Annotated in this window: 22 protein-coding genes; 9 read left to right on the top strand and 13 right to left on the bottom strand. The window is 42.4% G+C overall.

Annotated elements, in window-relative coordinates; translation table 11 throughout:
- Nucleotides 1-114 precede the first annotated feature (114 nt).
- Nucleotides 115-1,452: a CitMHS family transporter gene (locus J699_RS02540; protein WP_005227013.1), complete on the bottom strand. Its 1,338-nt coding sequence runs from the start codon at nt 1,450-1,452 to the stop codon at nt 115-117.
- A gap of 468 nt (nt 1,453-1,920) precedes the next feature.
- On the bottom strand, nt 1,921-2,994 hold the full coding sequence (locus J699_RS02545; protein ID WP_032869906.1) for an AraC family transcriptional regulator: 1,074 nt from the start codon (nt 2,992-2,994) through the stop codon (nt 1,921-1,923).
- Between the two features lie 132 nt (nt 2,995-3,126).
- Between J699_RS02545 and J699_RS02550 the strand changes: the two genes are divergently transcribed.
- The 3 genes from J699_RS02550 to J699_RS02560 all read left to right on the top strand — a co-directional run bounded on the left by J699_RS02550 (nt 3,127) and on the right by J699_RS02560 (nt 8,100).
- Nucleotides 3,127-4,587, top strand: a complete 1,461-nt coding sequence (locus tag J699_RS02550) for a coniferyl aldehyde dehydrogenase (protein ID WP_032869907.1) — start codon at nt 3,127-3,129, stop codon at nt 4,585-4,587.
- 537 nt (nt 4,588-5,124) lie between these two features.
- Nucleotides 5,125-6,618, top strand: a complete 1,494-nt coding sequence (locus J699_RS02555; RefSeq protein WP_032869908.1) for an outer membrane protein transport protein — start codon at nt 5,125-5,127, stop codon at nt 6,616-6,618.
- A 252-nt stretch (nt 6,619-6,870) separates the two neighbouring features.
- Nucleotides 6,871-8,100: an OmpP1/FadL family transporter gene (locus tag J699_RS02560; protein WP_032869909.1), complete on the top strand. Its 1,230-nt coding sequence runs from the start codon at nt 6,871-6,873 to the stop codon at nt 8,098-8,100.
- Between the two features lie 80 nt (nt 8,101-8,180).
- Here the strand turns inward: J699_RS02560 and thrH are convergent, their stop codons facing one another.
- A complete protein-coding gene (gene thrH / locus J699_RS02565; protein WP_032869911.1) occupies nt 8,181-8,798 on the bottom strand; it encodes a bifunctional phosphoserine phosphatase/homoserine phosphotransferase ThrH in 618 nt (205 codons plus the stop codon).
- Nucleotides 8,799-9,006: 208 nt separating this feature from the next.
- Between thrH and J699_RS02570 the strand changes: the two genes are divergently transcribed.
- Nucleotides 9,007-9,627: a phosphoadenosine phosphosulfate reductase family protein gene (locus tag J699_RS02570; RefSeq protein WP_005227006.1), complete on the top strand. Its 621-nt coding sequence runs from the start codon at nt 9,007-9,009 to the stop codon at nt 9,625-9,627.
- Between the two features lie 181 nt (nt 9,628-9,808).
- The gene (locus J699_RS02575; protein ID WP_032869915.1) at nt 9,809-11,197 is read left to right on the top strand and encodes a WS/DGAT/MGAT family O-acyltransferase; all 1,389 of its coding nucleotides are present in this window, start codon (nt 9,809-9,811) and stop codon (nt 11,195-11,197) included.
- 36 nt (nt 11,198-11,233) lie between these two features.
- On the opposite strand, the gene J699_RS19375 is transcribed toward J699_RS02575, so the two are convergent.
- From J699_RS19375 to J699_RS02600, 6 genes are all read right to left on the bottom strand, one after another.
- On the bottom strand, nt 11,234-11,407 hold the full coding sequence (locus J699_RS19375; RefSeq protein WP_104021909.1) for a PA1571 family protein: 174 nt from the start codon (nt 11,405-11,407) through the stop codon (nt 11,234-11,236).
- A 135-nt stretch (nt 11,408-11,542) separates the two neighbouring features.
- The gene (rng, locus tag J699_RS02580; RefSeq protein ID WP_005227003.1) at nt 11,543-12,997 is read right to left on the bottom strand and encodes a ribonuclease G; all 1,455 of its coding nucleotides are present in this window, start codon (nt 12,995-12,997) and stop codon (nt 11,543-11,545) included.
- A gap of 63 nt (nt 12,998-13,060) precedes the next feature.
- Complete coding sequence (locus J699_RS02585) at nt 13,061-13,621, bottom strand: Maf-like protein (RefSeq protein WP_032869919.1); 561 nt, start codon at nt 13,619-13,621, stop codon at nt 13,061-13,063.
- Nucleotides 13,609-14,100: a rod shape-determining protein MreD gene (gene mreD / locus J699_RS02590; protein WP_005227001.1), complete on the bottom strand. Its 492-nt coding sequence runs from the start codon at nt 14,098-14,100 to the stop codon at nt 13,609-13,611. Before mreD ends, J699_RS02585 begins: the two co-directional genes overlap by 13 nt.
- Nucleotides 14,087-14,944 (bottom strand): rod shape-determining protein MreC, encoded by an 858-nt coding sequence (gene mreC / locus J699_RS02595; protein WP_005227000.1) that lies wholly within the window; start codon nt 14,942-14,944, stop codon nt 14,087-14,089. The genes mreD and mreC overlap by 14 nt, the downstream gene beginning before the upstream one ends.
- A 17-nt stretch (nt 14,945-14,961) precedes the next feature.
- Complete coding sequence (locus J699_RS02600; RefSeq protein WP_005226999.1) at nt 14,962-16,002, bottom strand: rod shape-determining protein; 1,041 nt, start codon at nt 16,000-16,002, stop codon at nt 14,962-14,964.
- A gap of 133 nt (nt 16,003-16,135) precedes the next feature.
- On the opposite strand from J699_RS02600, the gene gatC reads away from it, so the two are divergent.
- From gatC to gatB, 3 genes are read left to right on the top strand one after another with little or no spacing between them, the layout of a single operon-like run.
- Entirely contained in the window at nt 16,136-16,453 is a 318-nt protein-coding gene (gene gatC / locus J699_RS02605) for an Asp-tRNA(Asn)/Glu-tRNA(Gln) amidotransferase subunit GatC (RefSeq protein ID WP_004652310.1), read from the top strand.
- 53 nt (nt 16,454-16,506) lie between these two features.
- Nucleotides 16,507-17,985, top strand: coding sequence for an Asp-tRNA(Asn)/Glu-tRNA(Gln) amidotransferase subunit GatA (gene gatA / locus J699_RS02610; protein WP_032869922.1), 1,479 nt, complete (start codon nt 16,507-16,509; stop codon nt 17,983-17,985).
- Nucleotides 17,985-19,454, top strand: a complete 1,470-nt coding sequence (gene gatB / locus J699_RS02615; RefSeq protein WP_032869924.1) for an Asp-tRNA(Asn)/Glu-tRNA(Gln) amidotransferase subunit GatB — start codon at nt 17,985-17,987, stop codon at nt 19,452-19,454. The genes gatA and gatB overlap by 1 nt, the downstream gene beginning before the upstream one ends.
- Nucleotides 19,455-19,500: 46 nt before the next feature.
- Here the strand turns inward: gatB and J699_RS02620 are convergent, their stop codons facing one another.
- From J699_RS02620 to J699_RS02635, 4 genes are all read right to left on the bottom strand, one after another.
- On the bottom strand, nt 19,501-21,021 hold the full coding sequence (locus J699_RS02620) for an ATP-binding protein (protein WP_032869926.1): 1,521 nt from the start codon (nt 21,019-21,021) through the stop codon (nt 19,501-19,503).
- Between the two features lie 152 nt (nt 21,022-21,173).
- Nucleotides 21,174-21,689, bottom strand: a complete 516-nt coding sequence (locus J699_RS02625) for a hypothetical protein (RefSeq protein ID WP_032882968.1) — start codon at nt 21,687-21,689, stop codon at nt 21,174-21,176.
- A 153-nt stretch (nt 21,690-21,842) separates the two neighbouring features.
- The gene (locus J699_RS02630) at nt 21,843-22,613 is read right to left on the bottom strand and encodes a hypothetical protein (protein ID WP_032869931.1); all 771 of its coding nucleotides are present in this window, start codon (nt 22,611-22,613) and stop codon (nt 21,843-21,845) included.
- A 35-nt stretch (nt 22,614-22,648) separates the two neighbouring features.
- Nucleotides 22,649-23,713, bottom strand: coding sequence for a DUF1176 domain-containing protein (locus J699_RS02635; RefSeq protein ID WP_032869933.1), 1,065 nt, complete (start codon nt 23,711-23,713; stop codon nt 22,649-22,651).
- 133 nt (nt 23,714-23,846) lie between these two features.
- Between J699_RS02635 and J699_RS02640 the strand changes: the two genes are divergently transcribed.
- Nucleotides 23,847-24,596 (top strand): DUF4850 domain-containing protein, encoded by a 750-nt coding sequence (locus J699_RS02640; RefSeq protein ID WP_032869936.1) that lies wholly within the window; start codon nt 23,847-23,849, stop codon nt 24,594-24,596.

Below are 24,596 nucleotides of genomic sequence, written 5' to 3'. Positions count from 1 at the left end.
AAAATTAAAACAAATCTGTTTCGCTCTATTCCAAGCAAAAAATAAATAAACAGGGATTCAAATCAAATGATGTGCTTTTATATTTTCGATATAAAAGCACATGAATAATCAGAATTACAGATTATAAAATGGAAAAACACCAAATATCAAAGCACTACCCATGAGTACGCAACAGGTAATAAATGCCCACTTCAAGGTAAATTTTTGATGATCGGCCAATTCAACAGAGGCTAAACCACATAATAAATAGGTCGAAGGTACCAGTGGAGATAATAAATGAATTGGCTGTCCAATAATCGAGGCACGTGCTACTTCAACAGGGCTAATTCCATAATGTGATGCTGCTTCAGCTAAAATCGGTAACACACCAAAATAGAAAGCATCATTCGACATGAAGAAGGTTAGAGGCATGCTCAAAACCCCAGTGATCGGTGCCAGATAAGGTCCTAAGCTTGGCGGAATCACAGCAACGAAGCCTTTCGACATCGCTTCAACCATGCCCGTGCCCGATAAAATACCGGTGAATACACCTGCAGCAAAGATCACACCGACCACGGCCAATACGCTATCCGCATGCATCGCAATCCGTTTTTTCTGCATATTGACGCATGGGTAGTTCACCACCAATGCAATACAGAAGCCCAGCATAAACAGGATCGACATCGGTAAAATCCCTTTTACCAAAGACGCCATGAGTACCAGAGTAAGAATACCGTTAAACCAGCGTAAGTGCGGACGTTGTGCTTCCGGATCTTTGGAAATGGAGATATTGTCCGCATGGCTAATATCCACCAGTTCAATCACGCCCAGACGTTTACGCTCATATTTGCCATAGAGATAGGCCAGGAAGAATAACCAGGCTGCTGCAATCACCATAGACGGAATCATCGGGATAAAAACATCACTGGCATCGACCTGAAGCGCACTGGCTGCACGTGCAGTTGGCCCGCCCCACGGCGTAAGGTTCATCACACCACTACACAGCAACATCAAGCAGGTCATGATCAGCGGATTCATCCCCACCCGTTTATATAATGGCATCATGGCTGCCACACAGATCATATAGGTGGTTGAACCGTCACCATCCAAGGATACCAGCAGGGTTAAAAAGACCGTTCCTAAAGTGATTTTTAGTGGATCACCTTTGACTTTCTTCAAAATCCATCTGACGGACGGATCGAAAAGACCCGAGTCGATCATTAAAGCAAAATATAAAATGGCGAAAAGTAGCATTACGCCTGTTGGAGCAAGCTTCTTAATACCATCCAGCATGGTATTTCCAAGCTCAGCCAACTGAATATGACTCAGGCTTTCAAAATAGAAACCTAAGCCCCAGGCAATAATAGCGAAGATAAAAGGAATTAAGATTAATGCAACCAATGCACTGAGACGTTTTGACATGATCAAATACATGAAACACATGATCATGCTGATACCTAAAAAAGTCAGCATTTAAAGCAATCCTTAGCCTGATAAGTTTTTTTTATGGGTAAACACCTTACCCGAATTAAGGACCGATTCTATGCGATTTAACTTTAAGCAATTCATTTAATTTTATTATATGTATACCCCATCCATTCACATGAAAAATGTTTTAAAAATTAAATCGGGTTCATTATTATCAAATTTATGATTTTTAAAATATTATTATATACCGAACAATCAAAATAAGCTTTTTAAATGACCTATATTGATTAAAATAATGACACATTATGGTGCAATTTTTGATTAAAATTTAACACATTTTATTGAATGATAATTAAAATAAATATCATTTAATTATCCGGCAACACACTTGGCTAAAATACAAGCGGCTATCTGCTTATTTAAAAGGGCTGGAAAATTATAACAATATACTTTCTAATTTATATCAGAAAATAAAAGAGTAAATTCATATTTTGAGAATAAAACCTATTTTTCTTATTCAATTATCTTGTTTTTATTCGCTCTATATTCATTTGGTGAAATACCCACCCAGTTCCGGTATGCTTTCCTGAAATTCGAGGTATCTGAAAATCCCAATCGTTCCGCAATTTCATCCACACTTAAACTGGTGGCTAAATATTCATCTGCCAGTCTTCTTCTGGTGCTATCTAAAATCTCCTGATAGCTCATCTCGAGATCTGCCAGACGACGGTATAAGGTCCTTTTAGATAAATGCAGTTGATCCGCGATTGCTTGCGCGGTCGGAAAGCCCCCGACCGAATCTAATAGTAACAGGCGAATGGTACGTACCAATTCCGGCTCTTGTTGCTCGTCCGCTGTACCCAGCATACGCGCACAAAAGGATTGGCACATGGCCGCCGTAATCGGATTGGCATTGGGACAGGGTTGATCTAGCCACTCAAGTGCAAAATGCCACTGCATCACATCAGCATCAAACTCCACCGGACAACGGAAGGCTTTTTGATATTCTTCGGCATAGGCCGGCGCAGGATAAGGCAGCAACAGTTTTTGCGCTTGAAACGGTGCTTCCAATACACATTCAATCAGGGTTTGAATGGAGCTGAACCAGAACTCGCACACCAACGGTAACAGCTTACCCAACGCAATAATTTCATGACCTTCGAAAATGGCCGTGTTATTTTGAATATAAAAGGTTTTTTTGAGAACGGGGCCTGCAAGCTTGATATGGCGCATCCCTAACTCAGCAGCCTGTTGCAGATTGCGCGATGCATATAAGGCATAGCCATATACCCCAAAATCAGATAAGCGTTGCTTTTGTCCGGCACGTATTCCGATCAGAGGGTCTTTAGACAGGCGCTGGATATTCTGAAAAAGTTTTAACTTCTGATATTGAGAGACATTGGCCGTGGCGCTGGTTAAGGCTTCAACTGCAATCCCCGTTCCTTCCAGCACAACGGGTATTGGATATCCTTGCTGCTGCATTTCATTGAGCAAACTGGTTAAGCCAAGTAAGGGAATTCCCGAGCCGGTATCTGGATCATCATAGCGCCCTTCAATTACATTGTATCCAGCAGCTGATTTACGCATTTTCTCACCTCTTTCCTTGAGTGATGATGCATAATGGCACGAAATTACTTTTTGTTGTCTCAATTTAACATCGACCACAAAGCACATCAATCATAAAGTCTATTCTACTAATAAGCATGAAAGGAGCAACAAATGACACTTTCAACTTCCCACGCTTTGGCTGATTCGGCAACTGAACATATGTATTCGGTTTTTAAACAACAACGTCATGCTTTTGATGCCAAGCCTTATCCGGAGCTGGATGATCGTCGCAGCAAGCTCGTTCAAATAAAAAAACAAATCATCCGTTATCAAGATGTAATTGCCACTGCAATCAATAGTGACTTTAGTTCACGCTCAGTTGATGAGTCAAAATTACTCGACTTGCTCGGTTCAGTACTCGAGGCAGAACATGCGATTCGCCACTTAAAACGCTGGATGCGCCCCAGCAAACGCCATACTGAATTGCTGTTTTTATCCAATCATCTGCGTGTGCAATATCAGCCCAAAGGTGTGGTTGGCGTGATTGTGCCCTGGAACTTCCCTGTTTATCTGGCTTTAGGTCCTCTGATTGCGGCAATTGCTGCGGGCAATCGGGTCATGATTAAACTGCCTGAAGTGACACCAGCAACCAATGCCGTGGTTAAACGTATGCTGGCCGAAGTGTTTAGGGAAGATGAAGTGGCGGTGTTTGGTGAAGAAATTTTAGATCCAGCCCAATTTACCTCTCTGCCTTTTAACCATATCGTATTTACAGGTTCACCTGCGATTGGCCGTGTGGTAATGCGTGCAGCGGCAGACAACCTGACCCCGGTAACCCTTGAACTAGGGGGTAAATCCCCGGCCCTGATTAGCCGTAACTATCCTTTAGCCGATGCAGCAAAGCGGGTATTACATGGTAAAGCGACCAATTGTGGTCAGATCTGTGTTGCCCCTGACTATGCATTAGTGCCAAAAGAAAAGGTGGATGACTTCGTTGCTGAATGCCAATCCAGCTTTACCAACATGTATGGTGCAAATATCAGCACTAACTCTAATTACACCTCGATTGTAAATGACCGTCATCTCAAACGTTTATTAGAGATACTGGATGATGCACAAGCCAAAGGTGCACAGGTGATTGCCTGCGGTGAATATGATCGTGATAAAGATGCACGCCGTATGCCGGTACATATCGTATTGAATTGCACAGCAGACATGCGGATTTTAAAAGAAGAATTGTTTGGTCCTGTGTTACCTGTTGTCGCCTACGATACTTTAGATGAGGCCCTTCAATATATTCGTTCAGGCGAAAGACCGCTGGCCTTATATTGTTTTAGCCATGATGCCGGTGAACGAGATTATATTCTCAAGCAGACTCACTCAGGTGGGGTCACCATCAATGACTGGGGCTGGCATGTGGTCAATCATGATGCACCTTTTGGTGGCATTGGCAACTCAGGCATGGGGACTTATCACGGTGAAGAAGGTTTCCGAGAACTTTCACATGCTAAAACCGTATTTGCCCGTCATCGTTTCTTCCCGACCCAACTGTTCTACCCACCTTATGGGACTTGGGTACAAAAACTGGCATTACGTTTCTTCTTGAAACAGGGTGATCCGAATATCAAATAACCCCTGTACCGACAGTAGGTTTAAAAAAGCATCTTGTCATGAGATGCTTTTTTTATTTTAGTCTTATCTGGCTTATGCATCTTTGCTGTTTAGCCCTAGATAAATTGAAGTGTGGCAGTCTCCGTACAATACGGCTTTCGCAATAAAATTATTTGAATTCTGAAAATTGGCTTAAAAAACACCAAAAACTTAAATCATGAAGAAATAAATCTCATTTTTTACAAAAAATCTTTGACCAAATAAAAAACTTTTTTTTCAAAACTGCAAAAATAAATGATTATTATTTGAAAATAATATTTTATATTTATCATCATATTACCAATAAAAACACATATGTATATAAATTTTTTAAGATTTATTTTTGTCCACTTTCAGCGATCTGCTCATACTGTCGAGTTCATTTAGAACATTTACTCTTATTTTAATTATGGTATTTTTGTTACATGAAGTTATAGCCAATCACAATAGATAACTTTTTGTTGTCAGATCATAGCTTCTTAACACTTAAGAATCTTGAAGTTCAAGGAAAGATTAAAAATGAAATTAAAACATCTTAGCACTGCCATGATCTTAGCAACGCTACCTGCAACTGGAGTTTTTGCAGCAGCGTTAGACCGTTCAGGTCAATCTATGTCTGCTTTTTTACAGCCGGGTAATTATTTTGAAGCGGGGATTTCGGTTCTAGATCCAACAGTAAAAGGTCAAGAAGCAGGCACATCAGCAACGACACGCAAAATTGGTGATATGGGTGATGATTATTACTTCCCTAGCGCAGCCTTAAAACTTCAACTGACTGATAATGTTTCATTTGGTCTACTTTACGATCAACCATTTGGCGCTGATGCAAAATATACTGGTGAAAATGTTTTTGTATCGAAACCTGGTTCTGATACCGTACTTGCTCAAGATCGTTTAGATGCTCTTGCTGATGCAGGTAGAGCTAAAATTGCTGCATTCATGCAATCAGATCAAGCAAAAGCAGCTATTGGAAAATTAATGTCTCAAGGTTTGAGTCAACAAGTAGCGACTCAAGCTGTGTTAGCAGAAGCAAGTAAACCACTTTTAGCAATGCAACAAGGTCTTCTAGAGGCTAATAAATCTTTAGGTATAGGTAATACTGGCGTTGAAGTTGACACACAAAATATTTCACTCGTTTTTGGCTATCAACCAATTAAAAATTTGAACCTTTATGCTGGTGGTGTTTATCAGACTGTAAAAGGCAAAGTAAATCTACGTGGTACAGCATATAGTATCTACAATGGTTATGATGCAGATATCAAAGAAACTGGTGGTGCTGGTTGGCTAGTCGGTGCAGCATATCAGATTCCTGAAATTGCATTAAAAGCATCGGTAACTTACCGCTCTGAAATCGACCATAAAGTTAATATTAATGAAAAACTTTCTGTAACGTCAGCATTAACAAATAATCCAGCTGTTTTAGCAAACTTATTAGGAGTTTCTGAGGCTGAAGCATTAGCTCAGGCTCAAGCCCTTGAAGAAGGTAGTGCAGGTAAGAAAACTAAAATTACCACACCTCAATCTGTTAACTTGGATTTCCAGACTGGGATCATGGCGAATACAGTCGCATTTGCAAACGTTCGTTGGGTGAACTGGAAAGACTTTGCAATCCAGCCTTACAAGTTTGGTTTATTATCTAAACAAATTGGCGGCTTAGTCGGTCGTCCAGATGGTTTCAACCTTGTTGAATATGCTGATGACCAATGGTCAGTAAACGCTGGTGTTGGACGTAAACTTAGCGAACAATGGGCAGGTAACGTTTCTGTAGGTTGGGATTCTGGTGCTGGTAACCCTGTGACCACACTTGGTCCAACAGAAGGTTACTGGAACGTAGGTCTAGGCTTACAATATAGCCCGACTCCTGCAACATTTATCGCGGGTGGCGTGAAATATTTCTGGTTAGGCGATGCGAAAGCGCAAACTGGCGCTCAAGCAGGTGGTAATGAATATGTCGCTAAGTTTGAAGATAACAATGCGATCGCTTACGGTTTAAAAATTGGTTATAAATTCTAATCCAATCATTTAAAGCAAAAGGTCATCTCAGGATGGCCTTTTTTATTCCCTTTTAATAAATAAAATCAAAATAATAGTTAAATATCATTGCTTATTTAGCGCACAGAATTCGCCAATAAAAAATGTGAATGCTCAAGTATTTTTGGTGACCTTAGCAGTTCATTTATTGACATTTGTAAAATATTTAAGCCCATAAAAATTATGATACTTTTCGCGCCATTCTGTTACAAAGTGATTTGAGAGAACATATTAATGAAGCTGAATGCTATTCAAACGGCTCTTCTACTTAGCTTGGTTCCAACAACGACAACATTTGCCGCAGCACTGGATCGCTCGGGCCAATCAATTGCAGCATTCCTGCAACCCAACAATTATTTTGAAGCGGGTATTACCATTCTTGATCCGAATGTATCAGGTAAAGATATTTCCCAAAACAATACAGGCAATATGGCGAACCATTACTACTCGCCTAACGCTTCCTTAAAAATTCAAGCCACAGATAAATTTTCAATTGGTTTGATTTATGACCAACCTTATGGTGCCGATGCAGAATATACAGGTCATAGTAACTTTATCGAAAGCCGTCCGGTCCCGTTTAAAGGTGGCACATCCGTTACTGTGGATACTGAAAACTTAAACCTGTTATTTGGTTACCAGCCGAACCAGAACTGGAACCTGTATGCAGGTGCGGTTTATCAAACCCTTGACAGCACCGTGTTATTACGCGGTGAAAGCTATAGTGCCTATAACGGTTATGATTTTAAAACAGGTCGTGATGAAGCAGTGGGCTGGTTAGCGGGCGTTGCTTATCAAATGCCTGAAATTGCGCTTAAAGCCTCTCTAACTTATCGCGCCAAGATCAAGCATGAAATGAATGCTTATGAAAAACATGGCGCTGCAGGTATGACACCATCTCCAGACATCAATGCAGGTTTCACTCAGATTAATAATTCTGAAGGTCAGACAGAAATCACCACACCTCAATCCATCAATCTTGATTTTCAAACCGGAATCATGGAGAACACGATTGCATTTGCAAACTTACGTTGGGTGAACTGGAAAGACTTTGCAATCCGCCCATACAAATTTGGTAAAGGTTCAGTTCTATCGGATATTGTAAAGAATACAGGCAAAAAAGACGGTTTCGATCTGGTGGCCTATACCGAAGATCAATACTCGATTACCGCAGGCGTTGGTCGTAAAATCAATGACCAATGGGCTGGCAACCTCTCTGTAGGTTGGGACTCTGGTGCAGGTAACCCTGTCACCACATTAGGCCCAACAGAAGGCTACTGGAATGTCGGTGTCGGTGTGCAATATAGTCCTACACCTTCTACCTTTATTGCGGGTGGTGTGAAATACTTCTGGCTCGGTGATGCAAAAGCGCAATCAGGTTCTCAATTTAATACACCGGGGTATGTGGCTGAATTTGAGAATAATGATGCAATCGCATATGGCTTAAAAATTGGCTATAAGTTCTAATACTTGACGCATAATAAAAGGCGCTTTAAGCGCCTTTTATTATTTTGGAATTTTTAAAAATCAGTAATCAAATGGATTCATTATTCTGGAATATCACGTTGTGATACAGAACGAATCGCCTGCTTTAATGCCTCATAACCATGCAATGGCGGAAACTGCGGAAATTCTGCAATCACATTATCTGGCGCATCAAACAGGAAACCATGATCTGCTTCACCCAGCATGGTAGTATCATTATACGAATCCCCTGCCGCAATCACACGGAAGTTCAAGCCATGCAAGGCTTTTACCGCTTGACGCTTCTGATCTGGCTGGCGTAATTTATACGCCGTAATCATGCCGTTTTCATCGGTTTCAAGCTTATGACAGAAAATGGTTGGCCATCCCAACTGTTTCATCAATGGATGAGCAAACTCATAGAAGGTATCAGATAAAATAATCAGCTGGAAATGCGTACGCGCCCATTCCACAAACTCTTTTGCCCCTTCAAAAGGCCCCATCTCTGCAATCACGGCCTGGATATCATTTAAGCCCAAACCATGCTGTTTTAGGATGTTGAGACGTTGCGTCATCAGCACATCGTAATCAGGAATATCACGTGTAGTCGCCTCAAGTTCTTTGATCCCTGTTTTTTTGGCAAAGTTAATCCAGATTTCCGGAACTAACACCCCTTCAAGATCTAGGCATACGATTTCCATGCTTATTCAACTATCCTATGTGTTAAAAATTGCGCTAGTTTAGCATGGAGATGTGCTCAACAATTGCCCTTTTTTCATGGTCTAACCATAGATTTTTTGAATAAGAATTTCCTTGGCGAACATATCCGACTCGGCATAATTGCATTACTATATGAGGCAGTATGTCGTGTAAACGACGAAGACCGATGAGCATAAAAGGCAACGTGTTATGACTTTAAATTTGGATCAAATCAATACAGAATTTGGCAATGATGCTGAAAAACTAATTGAGTGGGCATTAAGCTTAAATGAAAAAGCCATTGTGACAACGAATTTCCGTCCATTTGAAGCTGTCATTCTGCACATGTTGACGCGTGTCAAACCTGATATTCAGGTCGTTTGGATGGATAATGGCTACAACACCGAAACCACTTATCGATATGTAGATGAAATTAGCAAGTTACTGAATTTGAACCTTCTTACTTACCTGCCAAAACGTTCACGCGCACATCGTGAAGCACTGGAAGGTCCTGTACCGGCACTCGATGATCCAAAGCACGAAGCCTTTACCGCTGAAGTAAAGTTAGAGCCTTTTGAACGTGCAATCCGTGAAACTGCGCCTAAAGTCTGGTTTACCGCTTTACGTGCCACCGATACCGCAGTTCGTGCAGAAATGGACCCGGTCAGTATTAATCCGGATGGTCTGATCAAGGTTGCGCCATTATTAAAATGGACCTCAAAAGACCTATGGGAATATATGCAAAAACATAATTTACCGGACAATGAAGATTACTTTGATCCGACCAAAGGTGAAGAACATCGTGAATGCGGTTTGCACCTAAATCACTGATTTTCGCTCCGTATTAAAATAAAACCACTGATTCGTCAGTGGTTTTATTTTTCCTGACTCGTCTGTACAAAGTCATATTTTAACCAGAACAAACAGTATATACTGCGCAGAACGGTTCAATAAGACGAATAAGAACTCATAGAGTATCTTATAAAAAATGCGATGAGAGGCTAGATCTGCTATGCGCCCACTACACCCCATTGATTTTATTTTTCTCTCATTAGAGAAACGGCAACAGCCTATGCATGTAGGGGGATTGTTTCTATTCGAGCTTCCTGAAAATGCATCATCGACCTTTGTACATGATTTAGTTGAGGAAATTCGTCAGTCCAAGAGTATTCCTGTGCCTCCATTTAACAATCAGCTGAATGGTTTATTCTGGGGTGAGGATAGCGAGTTCGATCTAGATCATCATTTCCGTCATATCGCTTTACCTAATCCAGGACGTATCCGTGAACTGCTAGTGTATATCTCTCAGCAGCATAGTTCATTGATTGACCGTGCCAAGCCACTGTGGACCTGCGACATTATCGAAGGTATTGAAGGCAACCGTTTTGCCATGTATTTCAAGATTCACCATGCTATGGTCGACGGCGTGGCAGGCATGCGCCTGATTGAAAAATCGCTTTCTCATGATCCAAATGAAAAGCATGTGGTACCGTTATGGTGTGTAGAAGGCAAAAGAACTAAACGTTTAAAAGCGCCTAAGCCACCGACGGTGAGCAAAATTAAAGGCGTGATGGAAGGCATTAAATCCCAGCTTGAAGTGGCTCCAAAGGTCATGCAGGAACTGTCACAAACTATCTTTAAAGAGATGGGTAGAAATCCGGACTATGTCTCGACCTTTCAGGCACCGCCTTCGATCCTGAATCAACGCGTCAGTTCTTCACGTCGCTTTGCAGCACAATCATTTGAACTGGAACGTTTCCGCCGTATTGCCAAGTCATTGGGCGTAACCCTGAATGATGTAATTTTGGCAGTCTGCTCTGGCGCATTACGTGAATATCTGCTCAGTCACAATAGCTTGCCGAAAAAGCCGCTGATTGCGATGGTGCCTGCGTCTTTACGGACCGACGATTCGGATGTCAGCAACCGTATTACCATGATTCTGGCCAATCTGGCCACCCATATCGAAGATCCGATTGAACGTCTCGACATCATTCGCCGTAGCGTACAGAACTCGAAGCAACGCTTTAGCCGTATGACTGCCAATGAAATTTTAAACTATAGCGCAGTCGTCTATGGACCTGCAGGTTTAAACATTGCCTCAGGTATGTTGCCGAAGCGTCAGGCCTTTAACCTTGTAATTTCCAATGTTCCCGGCCCGCGTGAGCCTTTGTACTGGAATGGTGCCAAACTGGATGCACTCTACCCTGCATCGATTGTGATGGATGGCCAGGCACTGAATATCACCATGACCAGTTATCTGGATAAACTGGAAGTCGGCTTGATTGCATGTCGTAATGCATTACCGAAAATGCAGAATTTACTGACACATTTAGAAGAAGAGATTCAACGTTTTGAACAGGCAATTCAAGATTTGCCGCAAGCGCAAAAAGTCGAAAATTAGAATAACAGAATAAATTAAGGGGCTTTCGTTAGCCCCTTACTTTTTAATTGTACGGCAACGCTGTAAGAGCTGATGGCAGGCTGAGCGAATCATCGCTGTGGTAATCTGAACTTCTTTACCTTGACTGTCGACCATGTAGCAAGTGTTTACAGGGGTGCTATCTAAAACGTGTTTAAAACCGTGACTCACTAATCTTTCAGTTACATTCATCATTATATACCTCATATTATTTGCTAAGGGACCCAAAAGTACCTATGGCTCATTCTATGGTTCTAGTATTTAAAATTCATGATAGAAAGTAAAATTTCAGTTGTAACAAGGCTTAAGCGAAATCTTGTTACAACTTTAGGTTAAAATGATATCGTATTGCTCTTGCGTATACAGATTTTCCACCTGGAATTTGATCACACGATTAATAAAATGTTCTAAATCCGCGACAGCTGGGGCTTCTGCTGTTAAGAGCCGATCAATCACTGCTGGATGCGCAACGACAGTAAAGCCACCCTTGGAATCAAATGCACGGGCATAACGCAGAATCTCTCGAAATATCTCGTAACATACTGTCTCTGCTGTTTTCACATATCCCCGCCCCTGACAGGTTGGGCACGATTCACAGAGTAAATGTTCCAAAGATTCACGGGTCCGTTTACGCGTCATCTCTACCAGACCTAGCTCGGAAACCTGGGTAATTTTGGTTTTGGCGTGGTCGCGCTCGAGCATACGTTCGAACTGGCGCATCACCTCTTCCCGATGCTCGGCTTCCTGCATGTCAATAAAATCAATGATGATAATGCCGCCCAGATTGCGCAGACGAAGTTGTCTTGCAATCACTTGTGTGGCTTCCATATTGGTTTTAAATACCGTGTCTTCCAAGCTACGCCCGCCGACATAAGAACCGGTATTCACATCAATGGTGGTCATGGCCTCGGTCTGGTCAATCATCAGATAACCGCCTGACTTGAGCGCGACACGGGTTTGCAAGGCTTTTTGAATATCTTCTTCGACGTTATATAAATCGAATAACGGTTTCTCACCCGGATAATGAATCAGACGGTTTTGAATGGTCGGCACAAACTCATCCACAAACTCACTGAGTTTGCCGTGAATCTCGCGTGAATCGACATAAATCTTTGCGGTTTCATCACTGGCCAGATCACGTACGATGCGTTGCGGTAAAGGTAACTCTTCAAAAATCAGTTCAGCCGTCGCCGCTTCTTTTTGTTTACGCTGGATAAATTCCCATAACTTGCTGAGATAGCACATGTCCTGTGCAATCGCAGCTTCATCGACGCCTTCAGCGGCAGTACGCACAATCACACTGCCCGGCAAATGATGCTCGGCCTGAATGCCTTCAATAATGCCACGTAGCCGATCCCGTTCATCTTCAGATTCGATTCGCTGAGATACACCAATGTGATTGCCATACGGCATCAACACCAGATAGCGCGAAGGAATGGAAAGATCGGTGCTCAGGCGCGCGCCTTTGGTTCCCAGCATGTCCTTCATGACCTGAACCGTCAGCATTTGCCCGGGATGTAATAGCTCGAAGACATTGGGGGTGGGTTGCGAACGCGACCACACCATATCGTTAATATGCAAAAAAGCGGTTCGAGACAAACCAATATCGACAAAGGCCGCTTGCATCCCTGGCAGGACACGCACCACCTTACCTTTGTAGATATTACCCACTAACCCACGTTTAACCGTACGCTCAACAAATAGTTCATTGACCGTACCATTTTCAATCAATGCCACACGACATTCCATCGGCGTGACGTTAATCAGCAACTCTTCTGCCATAACAAACTCAAAACTTTATAAAAATTCTTATATCCGAAAGTGTTATCCCCAGTATTCCAATACTTAGGCTTTAACCCTTTCTAATAACTGTGCTGTCTCATAAAGAGGCAAACCCACTACATTACTGTAGCTGCCCCGAATTTGAGGAATATATTGTGCAGCAATTCCCTGTATCGCATAGGCGCCCGCTTTTCCTACTGGCTCGCCAGTCGCCCAATATTTTTCCATCTCTACCAGACTCAGTGGCTGTAACTCGACCTGAGTGCATACCGCGGTACTCAGCACCTGTGCAGACGTTGCCACACAGAGGCCAGAGTAAACCTCATGCCATTGTCCAGACAGTATGGCCCAGATTTCAAAGGCATGCTGTTTTGATTCCGGTTTTCCAATAATCTTGCCCGCAAAACTTACACTGGTATCTGCCGCAATCACAATGACATCAGGAAACTGCTCTAACACCACTTGCGCCTTGGCTCGGGCCAAACGTTCAACATAGTGTTCAACCGCTTCCCCCTCCTGCACAGCCTCGTCGATATCCGGACTGTAAATTTCAAAGTCCAGACCCAGTTGTGTCAATAGCTCCTGCCGACGCGGCGAGCTGGATGCGAGAATTATATGCGCCATTTATGCAAACAATAATAAACCAGTGGCCATGCTAACACACCTGTCACCACAGGTTGCCAGTGACGCGCAATCGAGAAATGTGTTCCGGCAATGGTCTGGCTAATCCACAGAAAGGTAATATGCGCAACAATTGCCAGTACCGCAATCACCCAGGAGTTTCCGAAGGTCAGAATGCGGCGTTCACGAATCAAATAGCGTGTCGTAAAGGCAATCAGCACAAAACTCAGTGCATTTAAGCCAAACGGTGCATCGAGCAACAGGTCAACAAAAAGCCCCATCCCGAAGGCAAACCAGACCCCGCACCAGACCGGCTGGTAAAGAATCCAGAACAGCATGATCATCAACATCATCGATGGACGCCATCCGGATGCCTCATAAGGGATCGGATAGATCATCAATACGGAACCTATCACAATCGACAGGATAATCATCAACAGTGGATCTTTGCGTTTCTCATAGTTCAGTTTAGCGATCGGCATACGGTTGCTCCTGCGCTAAAGATTCCGAGAATAAAACAACCACATGATGACCACTAGCCAGTTGGGCAGCAGGTGCCACGTCGATTTCAGCAAATTCACCCGAGGTATGTCGACTGACTTTGGATACCGTACCCACTAAGTAACCTGCCGGAAAATGTTCACCGAGTCCAGAGCTATAGACCTTGTCCCCAACCTGAATATTGGCACTGGTCGGCACATATTCCATTTTAAGTTGTCCCAGATCACCCGTACCCGTGACAATGGCACGCATTCCTGTACGTTCTAGACGTACCGATAATGAATGTTCTTTATCAGATAGCAGCATAATCCGTGAACTATGTGGATAGACATTAATAATCTGTCCCATAATCCCCTTATCATCCAGCACAGTTTGTCCTGTTCTTAAATGATCCATGGAACCACGGTTAATGATAATAATATGCCGCAATGGGTCAGCATCGGTGCCGATCACTTCGGCAATCTGCATACGACCATCGATAATCAATGGTGTATCCAACAGCCCTCTTAAACGATTATTTTCCGCAGAGAGTTCTGAAAGCTTTTGTAGACGGACTTGTGCCTGAAGGAGTTCAGCCTGCATGGCCGTATTTTCACGGCGCAATTGGGCTTCGGATTTGGTTTGTTGGTTAAGCCATTCTCGCGACAGTACAGGATAGCTTGCCAGCGCATAAATCGGATTATACGCGGCATACAAGACATCCCTTGCGGGTTGGATGACATAGGGCATGCGCCAATCAAAGAAAAGCACCACCAGACATGTAATGACCGCAATGACAAATGAGCGAAAAGATGGCGGTTGTCTTGAAAAAAGATTCGGTTGCACCGCCTCGTCCTTATGATTTAACCAACGAAAAGCATGTCATGGTTTGGATTGTCAAAGAACTCTAAAACTTTACCGCCACCACGAGTAACGCAAGTTAAAGGATCATCAGCAACAATCACAGGCAGACCTGTTTCTTGTGCAAGTAATTTATCCAGGTTACGTAGCAATGCACCACCACCGGTCAACACGATACCGCGTTCCGCAATATCCGAAGACAATTCAGGAGGCGTTTGTTCAAGTGCAGATTTCACCGCACTGACAATGCTTTGCAATGGATCAGCAATGGCTTGGGTGATTTCATCAGAAGTCACGGTAATCGCGCGAGGAACACCCTCTGCCAGATTACGGCCGCGAACTTCGATTTCAAGGGTTTTGCCGTCTGTAACAGCCATACCCACTTCTTTCTTGATCACTTCAGCTGTGGTTTCCCCGATCACACAACCGTGCGCTTTACGAACGTAGTTGATGATCTGTTCATCAAATACATCACCACCGATACGTAATGAATCTGCGTATACACAACCTTGCAATGAAATGATGGCGATTTCAGTGGTACCACCACCGACATCAACGACCATTGAACCACAGGCTTGCTCAACCGGCATACCTGCGCCAATTGCAGCCGCCATTGGCTCCTCGATTAGGCGGACATCACGTGCGCCTGCATTGAATACAGCCTCACGAATGGCACGACGCTCAACCAGAGTCGATTTACATGGTACACAGACCACAACACGTGGCGCTGGCGGGAATAAACGCTTTTCATGCACTTTGCCAATAAACTGATTCAACATGGTCTCAGTTACTTCAAAGTCAGCAATGACACCGTCTTTCATCGGACGAATCGCTGAAATATTCGCTGGTGTACGGCCTAACATTTGTTTAGCATCAAGTCCTACAGCGGCAACAATTTTTTGTGAACCACTGTGACGAATTGCCACAACAGTTGGTTCATTTAATATAATGCCACGGCCTGGTGCATAAATAAGTGTATTTGCAGTACCTAAATCAATGGCTAAATCCGGCGAAAACAAGCCAATTAGTCGTTTTAGAATCACGGGGGCGTTCTCAATTAAACTTTGTGTGAATACAAGGTGGCAACTTTAACTAAATGTGATGATTTGAACAAGTCAATCGCTTATTATAACGCACGATATTTTGAAATTTTTTAATACTGAATTAGGTAAAGTTATGTCTACATCATCAGATGCTCAGCAGACAACAGACTTAAACGCGCAAACGGTCTCACAAATCGCACACCTTGCACGTTTATCTCTCAATGACACGCAATCTGCTGAATATGCTCAAAGTTTAAATAAAATTCTTGGCATGATGGAAAGCTTGAAAGGCATTAATACCGATGATGTTGAGCCTTTAAAGAGCCCATTTGATAACCCGCAACCTTTACGCGCTGACGTTGTGACTGAAAGCAACCATCGTGATGAATATCAAGCGGTCGCCCCTGCTACTGAAGCAGGTTTGTACCTCGTACCTCGCGTAATTGAATAAGTTTTATTCGATTAGTCAATATTTTATATTTAGAATGTAAAGAAATTTTTCATATGACAGATTTACATCGCTTATCAATCCGTGAACTCTCTGAAGGCCTGAAACAAGCCCAATTTTCATCACGTGAATTGACTGAACACTATTTAAAGCGTATTGCAAAAATTGACCCGAAAGTAAAAAGCTATGTGACCGTCACCGCAGAACAGGCATTGGCCGAAGCTGATGCGGCTGATGCAGCACTGAAGTCAGGCAATGCACATGCGCTAGCGGGTATTCCCCTTGCCCATAAAGATATTTTTTGTACCCAAGGCATTAAAACCACGGCCGGTTCAAAAATGCTGGATAACTTCATTTCACCTTATGACGCAACCGTGGTTGCAAAAGCCAAAGCTGCGGGTCTCGTGACTTTAGGTAAGGTGAACATGGACGAATTTGCCATGGGTTCAACCTCTGAAAATTCTTACATCGGTGCAACCTCTAACCCTTGGGCACTGGATCATGTACCGGGAGGTTCATCCGGTGGCTCAGCAGCGGCTGTGGCAGCTGATCTTGCACCGATTGCGACAGGCACCGATACAGGTGGCTCAATTCGTCAACCAGCTTCATTCTGCGGCTTAACCGGCTTGAAACCGACCTATGGTCGTGTATCTCGCTTCGGTATGATTGCCTATGCATCATCACTGGATCAAGGCGGTCCAATGGCACGTTCTGCAGAAGACTGTGCTTATTTGATGAATGTGATTGCAGGTCATGATGCCAAAGACTCGACTTCGATCAACAAAGAAGTGGATGATTACGTTGCTAATTTGAACGGCACAGCGGTGAAAGGTTTACGTATTGGTATTCCAAAGCAATACTTCAATGTGGCAGGGTTAGACGCTGATGTAAAAGCACGCGTTGAAGAGTCATTGAAAAAGCTTGAAGAGATGGGTGCAATCTTGGTTGAGATTGACCTCAACATGACTGAAGCCTATGTACCAACTTACTACCTGATCGCGCCTGCGGAAGCCTCTTCAAACCTGTCACGTTTTGACGGTGTACGCTATGGCTACCGTTGTGAAAATCCTGTGGACTTGATGGACTTGTACAAACGTTCACGTTCAGAAGGTTTTGGTGCTGAAGTCCAACGTCGTATCTTGATCGGCACTTATGCCCTTTCTGCGGGTTACTACGATGCCTACTATGTCAAAGCACAAAAAGTACGTCGTTTGATCCAGCAAGACTTCCTCAAAGCATTTGAAAATGTTGATGTAATTGCTGCGCCATCTGCACCAACCACAGCTTACAAAATCGGTGCGAATCTCAGCCCGACTGAAATGTATTTAGGCGATATCTATACCCTTGCTGTGAACTTGGCGGGTCTACCAGCCATCAACGCACCAGTTGGTTTTGATAAAGACAGCTTGCCTGTAGGCTTACAGTTGATTGGTAACTACTGGTCAGAATCACAATTGCTGTCGATTGTGCATCAATATCAACAAAACACAGACTGGCATAGCAAACGTGCGGCAATTGCTGAGGAGAATGCATAATGGCTGAAGCTCAAAAGTTAAAGTTAATTGACGGTTGGGAAGTCGTTATCGGGATCGAGATCCATACTCAGCTTGCAACCAAATCTAAAATCTTCTCCGGTTCATCGACTGAATTTGGTCAAGACCCAAATACACAAGCCAGCCTTGTTGATTTAGCCATGCCGGGTGTATTACCTGTGTTGAATGCCGAAGTAGTTGATCTTGCGATCCGCTTTGGTTTGGGGATTGATGCGTATATCGACCAAGCCTCTGTATTTGCGCGTAAGAACTACTTCTACCCAGATTCGCCAAAAGGCTACCAGATCAGCCAGATGGACAATCCGATTGTGGGCTTGGGTCATATCGATATCCAGCTTGAAGATGGCACTGTGAAGCGTATTGGCGTGACTCGTGCCCATCTTGAAGAAGATGCCGGTAAATCGATTCATGACCAGTTCGAAGGTATGTCTGGTATCGACTTAAACCGTGCGGGTACACCATTGCTTGAAATCGTATCTGAGCCGGATATGCGTTCAGTTGAAGAAGCGGTTGCCTATATCAAGTCAATTCACACGCTCGTGCGTTGGTTGGGTATTTCTGATGGTAACATGGCAGAAGGTTCATTCCGTGCCGACTGTAACGTGTCGTTGCGTCGCCCGGGTCAACCATTTGGTACGCGTTGCGAGTTGAAAAACCTCAACTCATTCCGTTTCATTGAGCAAGCGATTAATGTTGAAATTGAACGCCAAATGGAAATTCTGGAATACGGCGGCGAGATTGATCAGGAAACCCGTTTGTTCGATCCGAACAAGATGGAAACCCGTTCAATGCGTTCGAAAGAAGAAGCGAACGACTATCGCTACTTCCCGGATCCAGACTTGTTGCCAGTGATCATTGCTGACGAGCAAATCGAAGCGGCACGCGCTGCCCTTCCAGAATTGCCTAAAGCACGCCGTGCACGCTTTATTGCTGACTTCGGTGTGACTGAGTACGATGCGCACGTATTGACGCTATCACGCGAAATGGCTGACTTCTACGAAGCAGTTGTAGTCGCTGCAGGCGGTGCGAAGCAAGGTAAAGTATCAGCAAACTGGGTAATGGGTGAATTCTCAGGCGCTTTAAACAAAGCTGGCCTAGAATTGGCGGACTCTCCTGTTTCTGCTGAGCAATTGGGCGGCATGATTGCACGTATTGTCGACAATACCATTAACGGCAAAATCGCGAAGCAAGTGTTTGGCTTTATGTGGGAAGCAGAAGGAAAATCTGCGGATGACATTATTGCTGAGAAAGGCTTAAAGCAAGAAACCGATACCGGTGCGATTGAAGCGATTATCAAAGAAGTGCTTGCAGCCAATGAAAAAATGGTTGAAGAGTACAAGTCTGGTAAGGAAAAAGCCTTTAACGGTTTGGTTGGTCAAGTCATGAAAGCTGCAAAAGGTAAAGCCAACCCAGCTCAAGTAAATGAATTAATGAAAAAATTGATTGGTTAAACTGATTTAATTTCAAAAGAAAACCCGCTTTAGAGCGGGTTTTCTTTCAGGCAACTTGAACTGGCGTAGATGGCTCTAAAAGAGTGACAGTATATGGATGTAAAAACTCATATATCGGCTTTACATAATCATTCCATTTAGTAGTCTTTGATAATAGACGAATGATACGACTTAATCCTGCATCCCTACTTTCACCTAATTGTGTAATCAAATCATTGATAAAACCATGATTTTCTGAGGGCAAAGGTAACTGTCTAAGTAGATCTAATATTTCCTGCTCCTCTTCATCTACCTGATAACTATCAAATGTATCATCTAATAATGTTTGATAAATAAACTTTTCAGGCGAAGTAAGGGGAGGTAAATTATATTGGAATATAGATTGTAAACTCGCTTGTTGAAGCTGAACCATCAATGGATCATCTCCTACTAGTTTTTTTCTAATTTCACTTTTTTTGTCTTCCTCGGACACATATACATCACCATCTAAAACAAAATAATGAGATATTAAATTATGATTATTTAGAAACATACCAGCTGCAATAGTAAAGCAATTTGATGCAGCACCAAAACGATCTACTTGAATATGTTTCTTTAACTTTAGCTTAGAAGCAACTTGATTAATAATAGTTTTAGAGAGATCATCCTCTACAAATATATTTATTGATCTAATTGGTCCTCCAATTAAGCGAGTGACAGCATCTGGTTTAGTTTCATTCAAACAATAGGTTTTTTCATTTGAACTATAAATATGCCTTATATTAATATCAGTGCGTTCAACAACACTTTCTCTATGGGTTGTAAAAATAACTTGTATTTTTTTTGAATTTGCTCTTTCAACAATGACTTCAATCAACTTCTGCAAAGCTAAATCATGTAGCAACAAATCTAGTTCATCAATTAGTATTAGTGAATATTTGCTAGCTTCATATACAGTTCTCAAAATATGGAAAACTTTTTGCTCACCTGCACTCATGCTTAGAGCAGAATATTTTAACCCCCCAACCTCAACACCAATAAACTCTTTTGATGAAGATTTGTGTGTATTATAACGAGTATAAGTTTTATTAAGAACATACGAAGCTTTAGATAAGACATTTTCAATTTCTGATGTATTAACATTAATAGTCGAATAATTAACACGTGACTGTTTTTTTTCAGACTCAATCATTGGTACACATTTATCAATACCTATATAATAAATCTCTCTTTTATGTCTATTTACATAACGAGGACTCCAACGATCAGCATTCTTTTGATAATTTCTATTGACAATATGTTCATTTTGCTTATCTTTAAAAGAATAATTTATAGTTAAACTAGAGTTATTCCAAAGAGCATCGGTATTTGGCAAGAAAAAATCACTGAATTTATACTCCTCCCCTTTGTCATTATTCAATGATGAATAGGCACATGCCAAAGCGTGTAAAATTGTAGACTTCCCATTGCCATTAGGACCTAAAATTGCAGTGACATTGTGACCTAAAAAATTAATATCCAATTTTTTTAAATTTTTAAGATTTTCAACTTGCATGCTTAAAATTTTATGTTCACTAATATTGCTCATAATGGTACTAATTTTTAATATATCAATACTTATATATTAACTAGTAATAGTGAAATTTCAACCATAAAAATTCATTAATCAAAAATAGATTGTACTTAGATAGAAAGCCCTTTTTTTATGTGACTTTCCCTCTAATCTATAAGAGAGTAAAACTACCTGACAATACCCAACTTATTCCAGATATCAGGTGTTAAAAAAGTCGTCACTAATTTATTTAAATCGATATAACGCAAGGTACCTTGCAACTGCTGTCTGACCGCTGGGTCTTTGACAATATCCTGTCCCGCACTCTGACCTAACTGCTGAAAAGCCTGACCGACTGCCTGAATTCCTTCGGCTTTAATCACGGCTTTGGTCTGCGTCGAACACTGCTCTACAATCACACGCTGTAACACCTGCGCCAGCTTCTGATCCAGCTGGGTTTTCTGCTCAGGCGTGACATTGCTAAATGCCTTTAAATCAGGATGCGCAGCTAAAGCACTAAACGTCCATTGCAACACCGTGGTCTTATCCGCTGCCGTCGTGGCTTTTACTAAACAGTCACTCAGTTGATCGACTGTTGGCCCTGCCGTTACCATTTGGGTTGTACCCAACACAGCCGCAGCCATCAAGACCGAACGACTCAGATGAGAAAATTTACGGCGGGTAGAAGAATAAACGCGAGACATAAGCACAGTTCCAGATTGCAATCTTTCACTTTGTACCATGTACAAGGCAAATCATCTGTTATGACGCTGTAAATTGCGTAAGCCCACACCTTTGAAGCTTTGGCAAAGTGTAAAATAATCCTCTACAACAATCCTATATTCCTGCATGCGCATTTATTCCATACCGGCATAATCCCATGATGCGGGTATATTTGGCTGCCGCGGGGCTTTATTTAAATTAATATTCAGGTTACGACTGCCCTTAAATGATTTCTCGCCCGAATCTGATGCAGGTGACACATCCAGACTGTAGCGATAACGGAATTGCCAAAGCATCGGTTTGATCGGACGAATATCCAGACTCAGGCCATCTTCATCATGACAGTTACCCTTAGAACGTTCATAATCCTGTTCCGAGAAACAGGCCCGAATCATGCGATAAAAATGAAAAGGATAATTTTCAATAAAGCGATGCGTCTGACCAGAATCCTTTAACTCATAAAAGCTGGCCCGTTCAATTCCTGCCCCGCCACCTGAATACATTTCAGAAAAAGTATCAATCACGGCAACGGCATAACGATTCTGATCCATGGGAAATAGCTTAGGGAAAATATACTGTCCTGATCGTGCCATTTCTTCCGCCGATGCCAATGGAATATGCCACTGTTTCAATAGTTTAAAACCTGTGGTTGAAATACCAAACCGAGCAATATTGCCCTCAGATAATAGCCATAGACCTTGATCAGGTGTTTTCAAGCTTAGCAATTTTGGTTTGTTCTGACATAGGTCTGTGACCTGTTCACAAAGTTGCGTCTGTTCGGTTGAACTCAGTTGTCCCTTTTTAAATTCCAGAATCTGTAAAGGGGCAGCAAAAATAGTTGCACTAAAACAGGTGGATGTGCCCAGCAGAATCATTGCAGACCAAACATTTTTATCCTTTAGCATGATATTTCCTTAGGCTATTTTTTATGTTCAATACATTATTTAACGATGGCTTCGATCTGATCAAGATCCCACACCCCACCTGCGGCTAGTCCTTTACACATTCCTGTCCAGCGATCTTGAGTATGCACAAACTTCTGTCCATCCCATACCCATTCATCACTTGTCCAACAATCTCCGATACCACGACCTTTTTGTGAGCTACTCAAAATACCGTTATAAAACTCGGAAGCCTGTTCAGTCACAAAGTTTGCCTTGTTGACAAGTGAATCATCCAGCACCCATGCGCCATAACCTTCGTTATAGGCACCGCGCCAACACAAGGTCATCGCCAATACTTTTTTATTGGTCAGTTTATACAGCTCGATCGCTTGGGGCTTTGTTTCACCATCCTCATACATCCCTTCACAAAAGCCCTCCTGTTTTGGTGTCGGCTGAGCTGCGATCAAATTACGATATAACGCTGCATAGCGTTTGTTATTTGGCTGCAAGGTTAGATAAGGTTTACTGGAGGTTTTGATCTGTTTGACCGTAAATCGGGGTTGAGCTGCCAATACCTTTGACTCATCCGCTTGGCCCTTTTTAATCAAAGCGCCGACCGTACCAATACGCTTCTGGAAATCATCCATTTTTAGCAAGACTGCAGTCATGCCTGCATCTGAAATGTTCCATTGCAGCTGCGCATTTTTAAACACGATCTCGGTCTGTTGTCGGGACTGCTGTAATAAAGCATTCACTTGATTTGCCGAGAGTTTACCCATCAGTGGAAATTCAGTCCCCTCAAACGAGACTACGCCCAAATCTTTGCCATTGATATAAAAATGAATATTTTTAAGCTTGGTGGTCGGAAAAGACGCCTCTTCATAACGTGCCAGTGCGAATTCTACCTGTACAGGCTGCCGTGCTCCCGCCTGACGGGTCAATAATAATGAAGCAGGCTCATTGCGCTCCGCTTCATTTTGATAACCCGCAGCCCGACAAGTACCCATATTGCTACAGTAGATTTCCCAATCCTGATGCGAGAAAGAAATGCCCTTAATGTCTTGGGCAAAAGCACTCGAACTCAACGCAATAAAACCACAGACTGTAAAGATCTTGTTCATAGGGATTATGTCTCAATGCAATTTATTTATTATTCGTTGAAATATTCTAATGCGAATGCATAGAACAGGTTGTAGGTTCTTGTATTGCAGAATATATTCATTTGAACTCAAATCTAAAATACTTAATTAAAAAATGAAAACCTTTATCGCTCTTTCTACTGTTTTACTGATTTTATCAGTGACTTCGGCTCATGCAGAAGTTCGTAGCTTTAAACCCATTTTTCCCCAATTTTCAAATACAGTCCAACAGCGCAAAGCTGACAATCAAATCTATGCCTTGGGTGAAGTATCCTTTGCCAACGATGTCCGCGTTCCCTTTTATGGCGTTACCGTACTCAATCCAGTCGATGATGGCTTATTAAAAGACTTTAAACGCTGTACAGCCAAAAGCTGCCATTTTGACTTTAAGCTGAATGCATCTCAGGCCAAGCAGCTTAAACTTGTTGCACTCCCAGAAATTGGTGCCGTGCTGATCCCGAAAGATTGGCACGATGTGGAGGCAAGTGCAGGTGCAAATGGTACCGGTTCAGCTTTGCTGATGAGCCCAAATCAAAAACAGGCGATTGAATTATACGACTCATCCGTTTGTGTGGGCTGCGGTATGCCCTATGCCACGCTTTATTTTCCTAATCTGTTAAAAGAAAGTATTGAAAATGAATATGGCGGCTATAAAGATCCGCAGAAATTAATCAATGTAGTGCATCCTTCGAAACAAGTGGCTTTCTTTAGTTATCAAATTCCAAATTTGAATAATAAAACTCATGGTGTGGCTAAATATATTGATGAAGGTGACTTTAACTTCAGGGTCATTAAAGTGACGCTGGATCAATCACAACAGCCCTTGGTTGGGCCGATTTTAAATTTTTATCACTTTAACCATTGA

Source organism: Acinetobacter sp. 1000160 (assembly GCF_000588715.1).
Classification (GTDB): Bacteria; Pseudomonadota; Gammaproteobacteria; order Pseudomonadales; family Moraxellaceae; genus Acinetobacter; species Acinetobacter courvalinii.
This window is presented reverse-complemented; position numbering and strand designations above follow the sequence as displayed.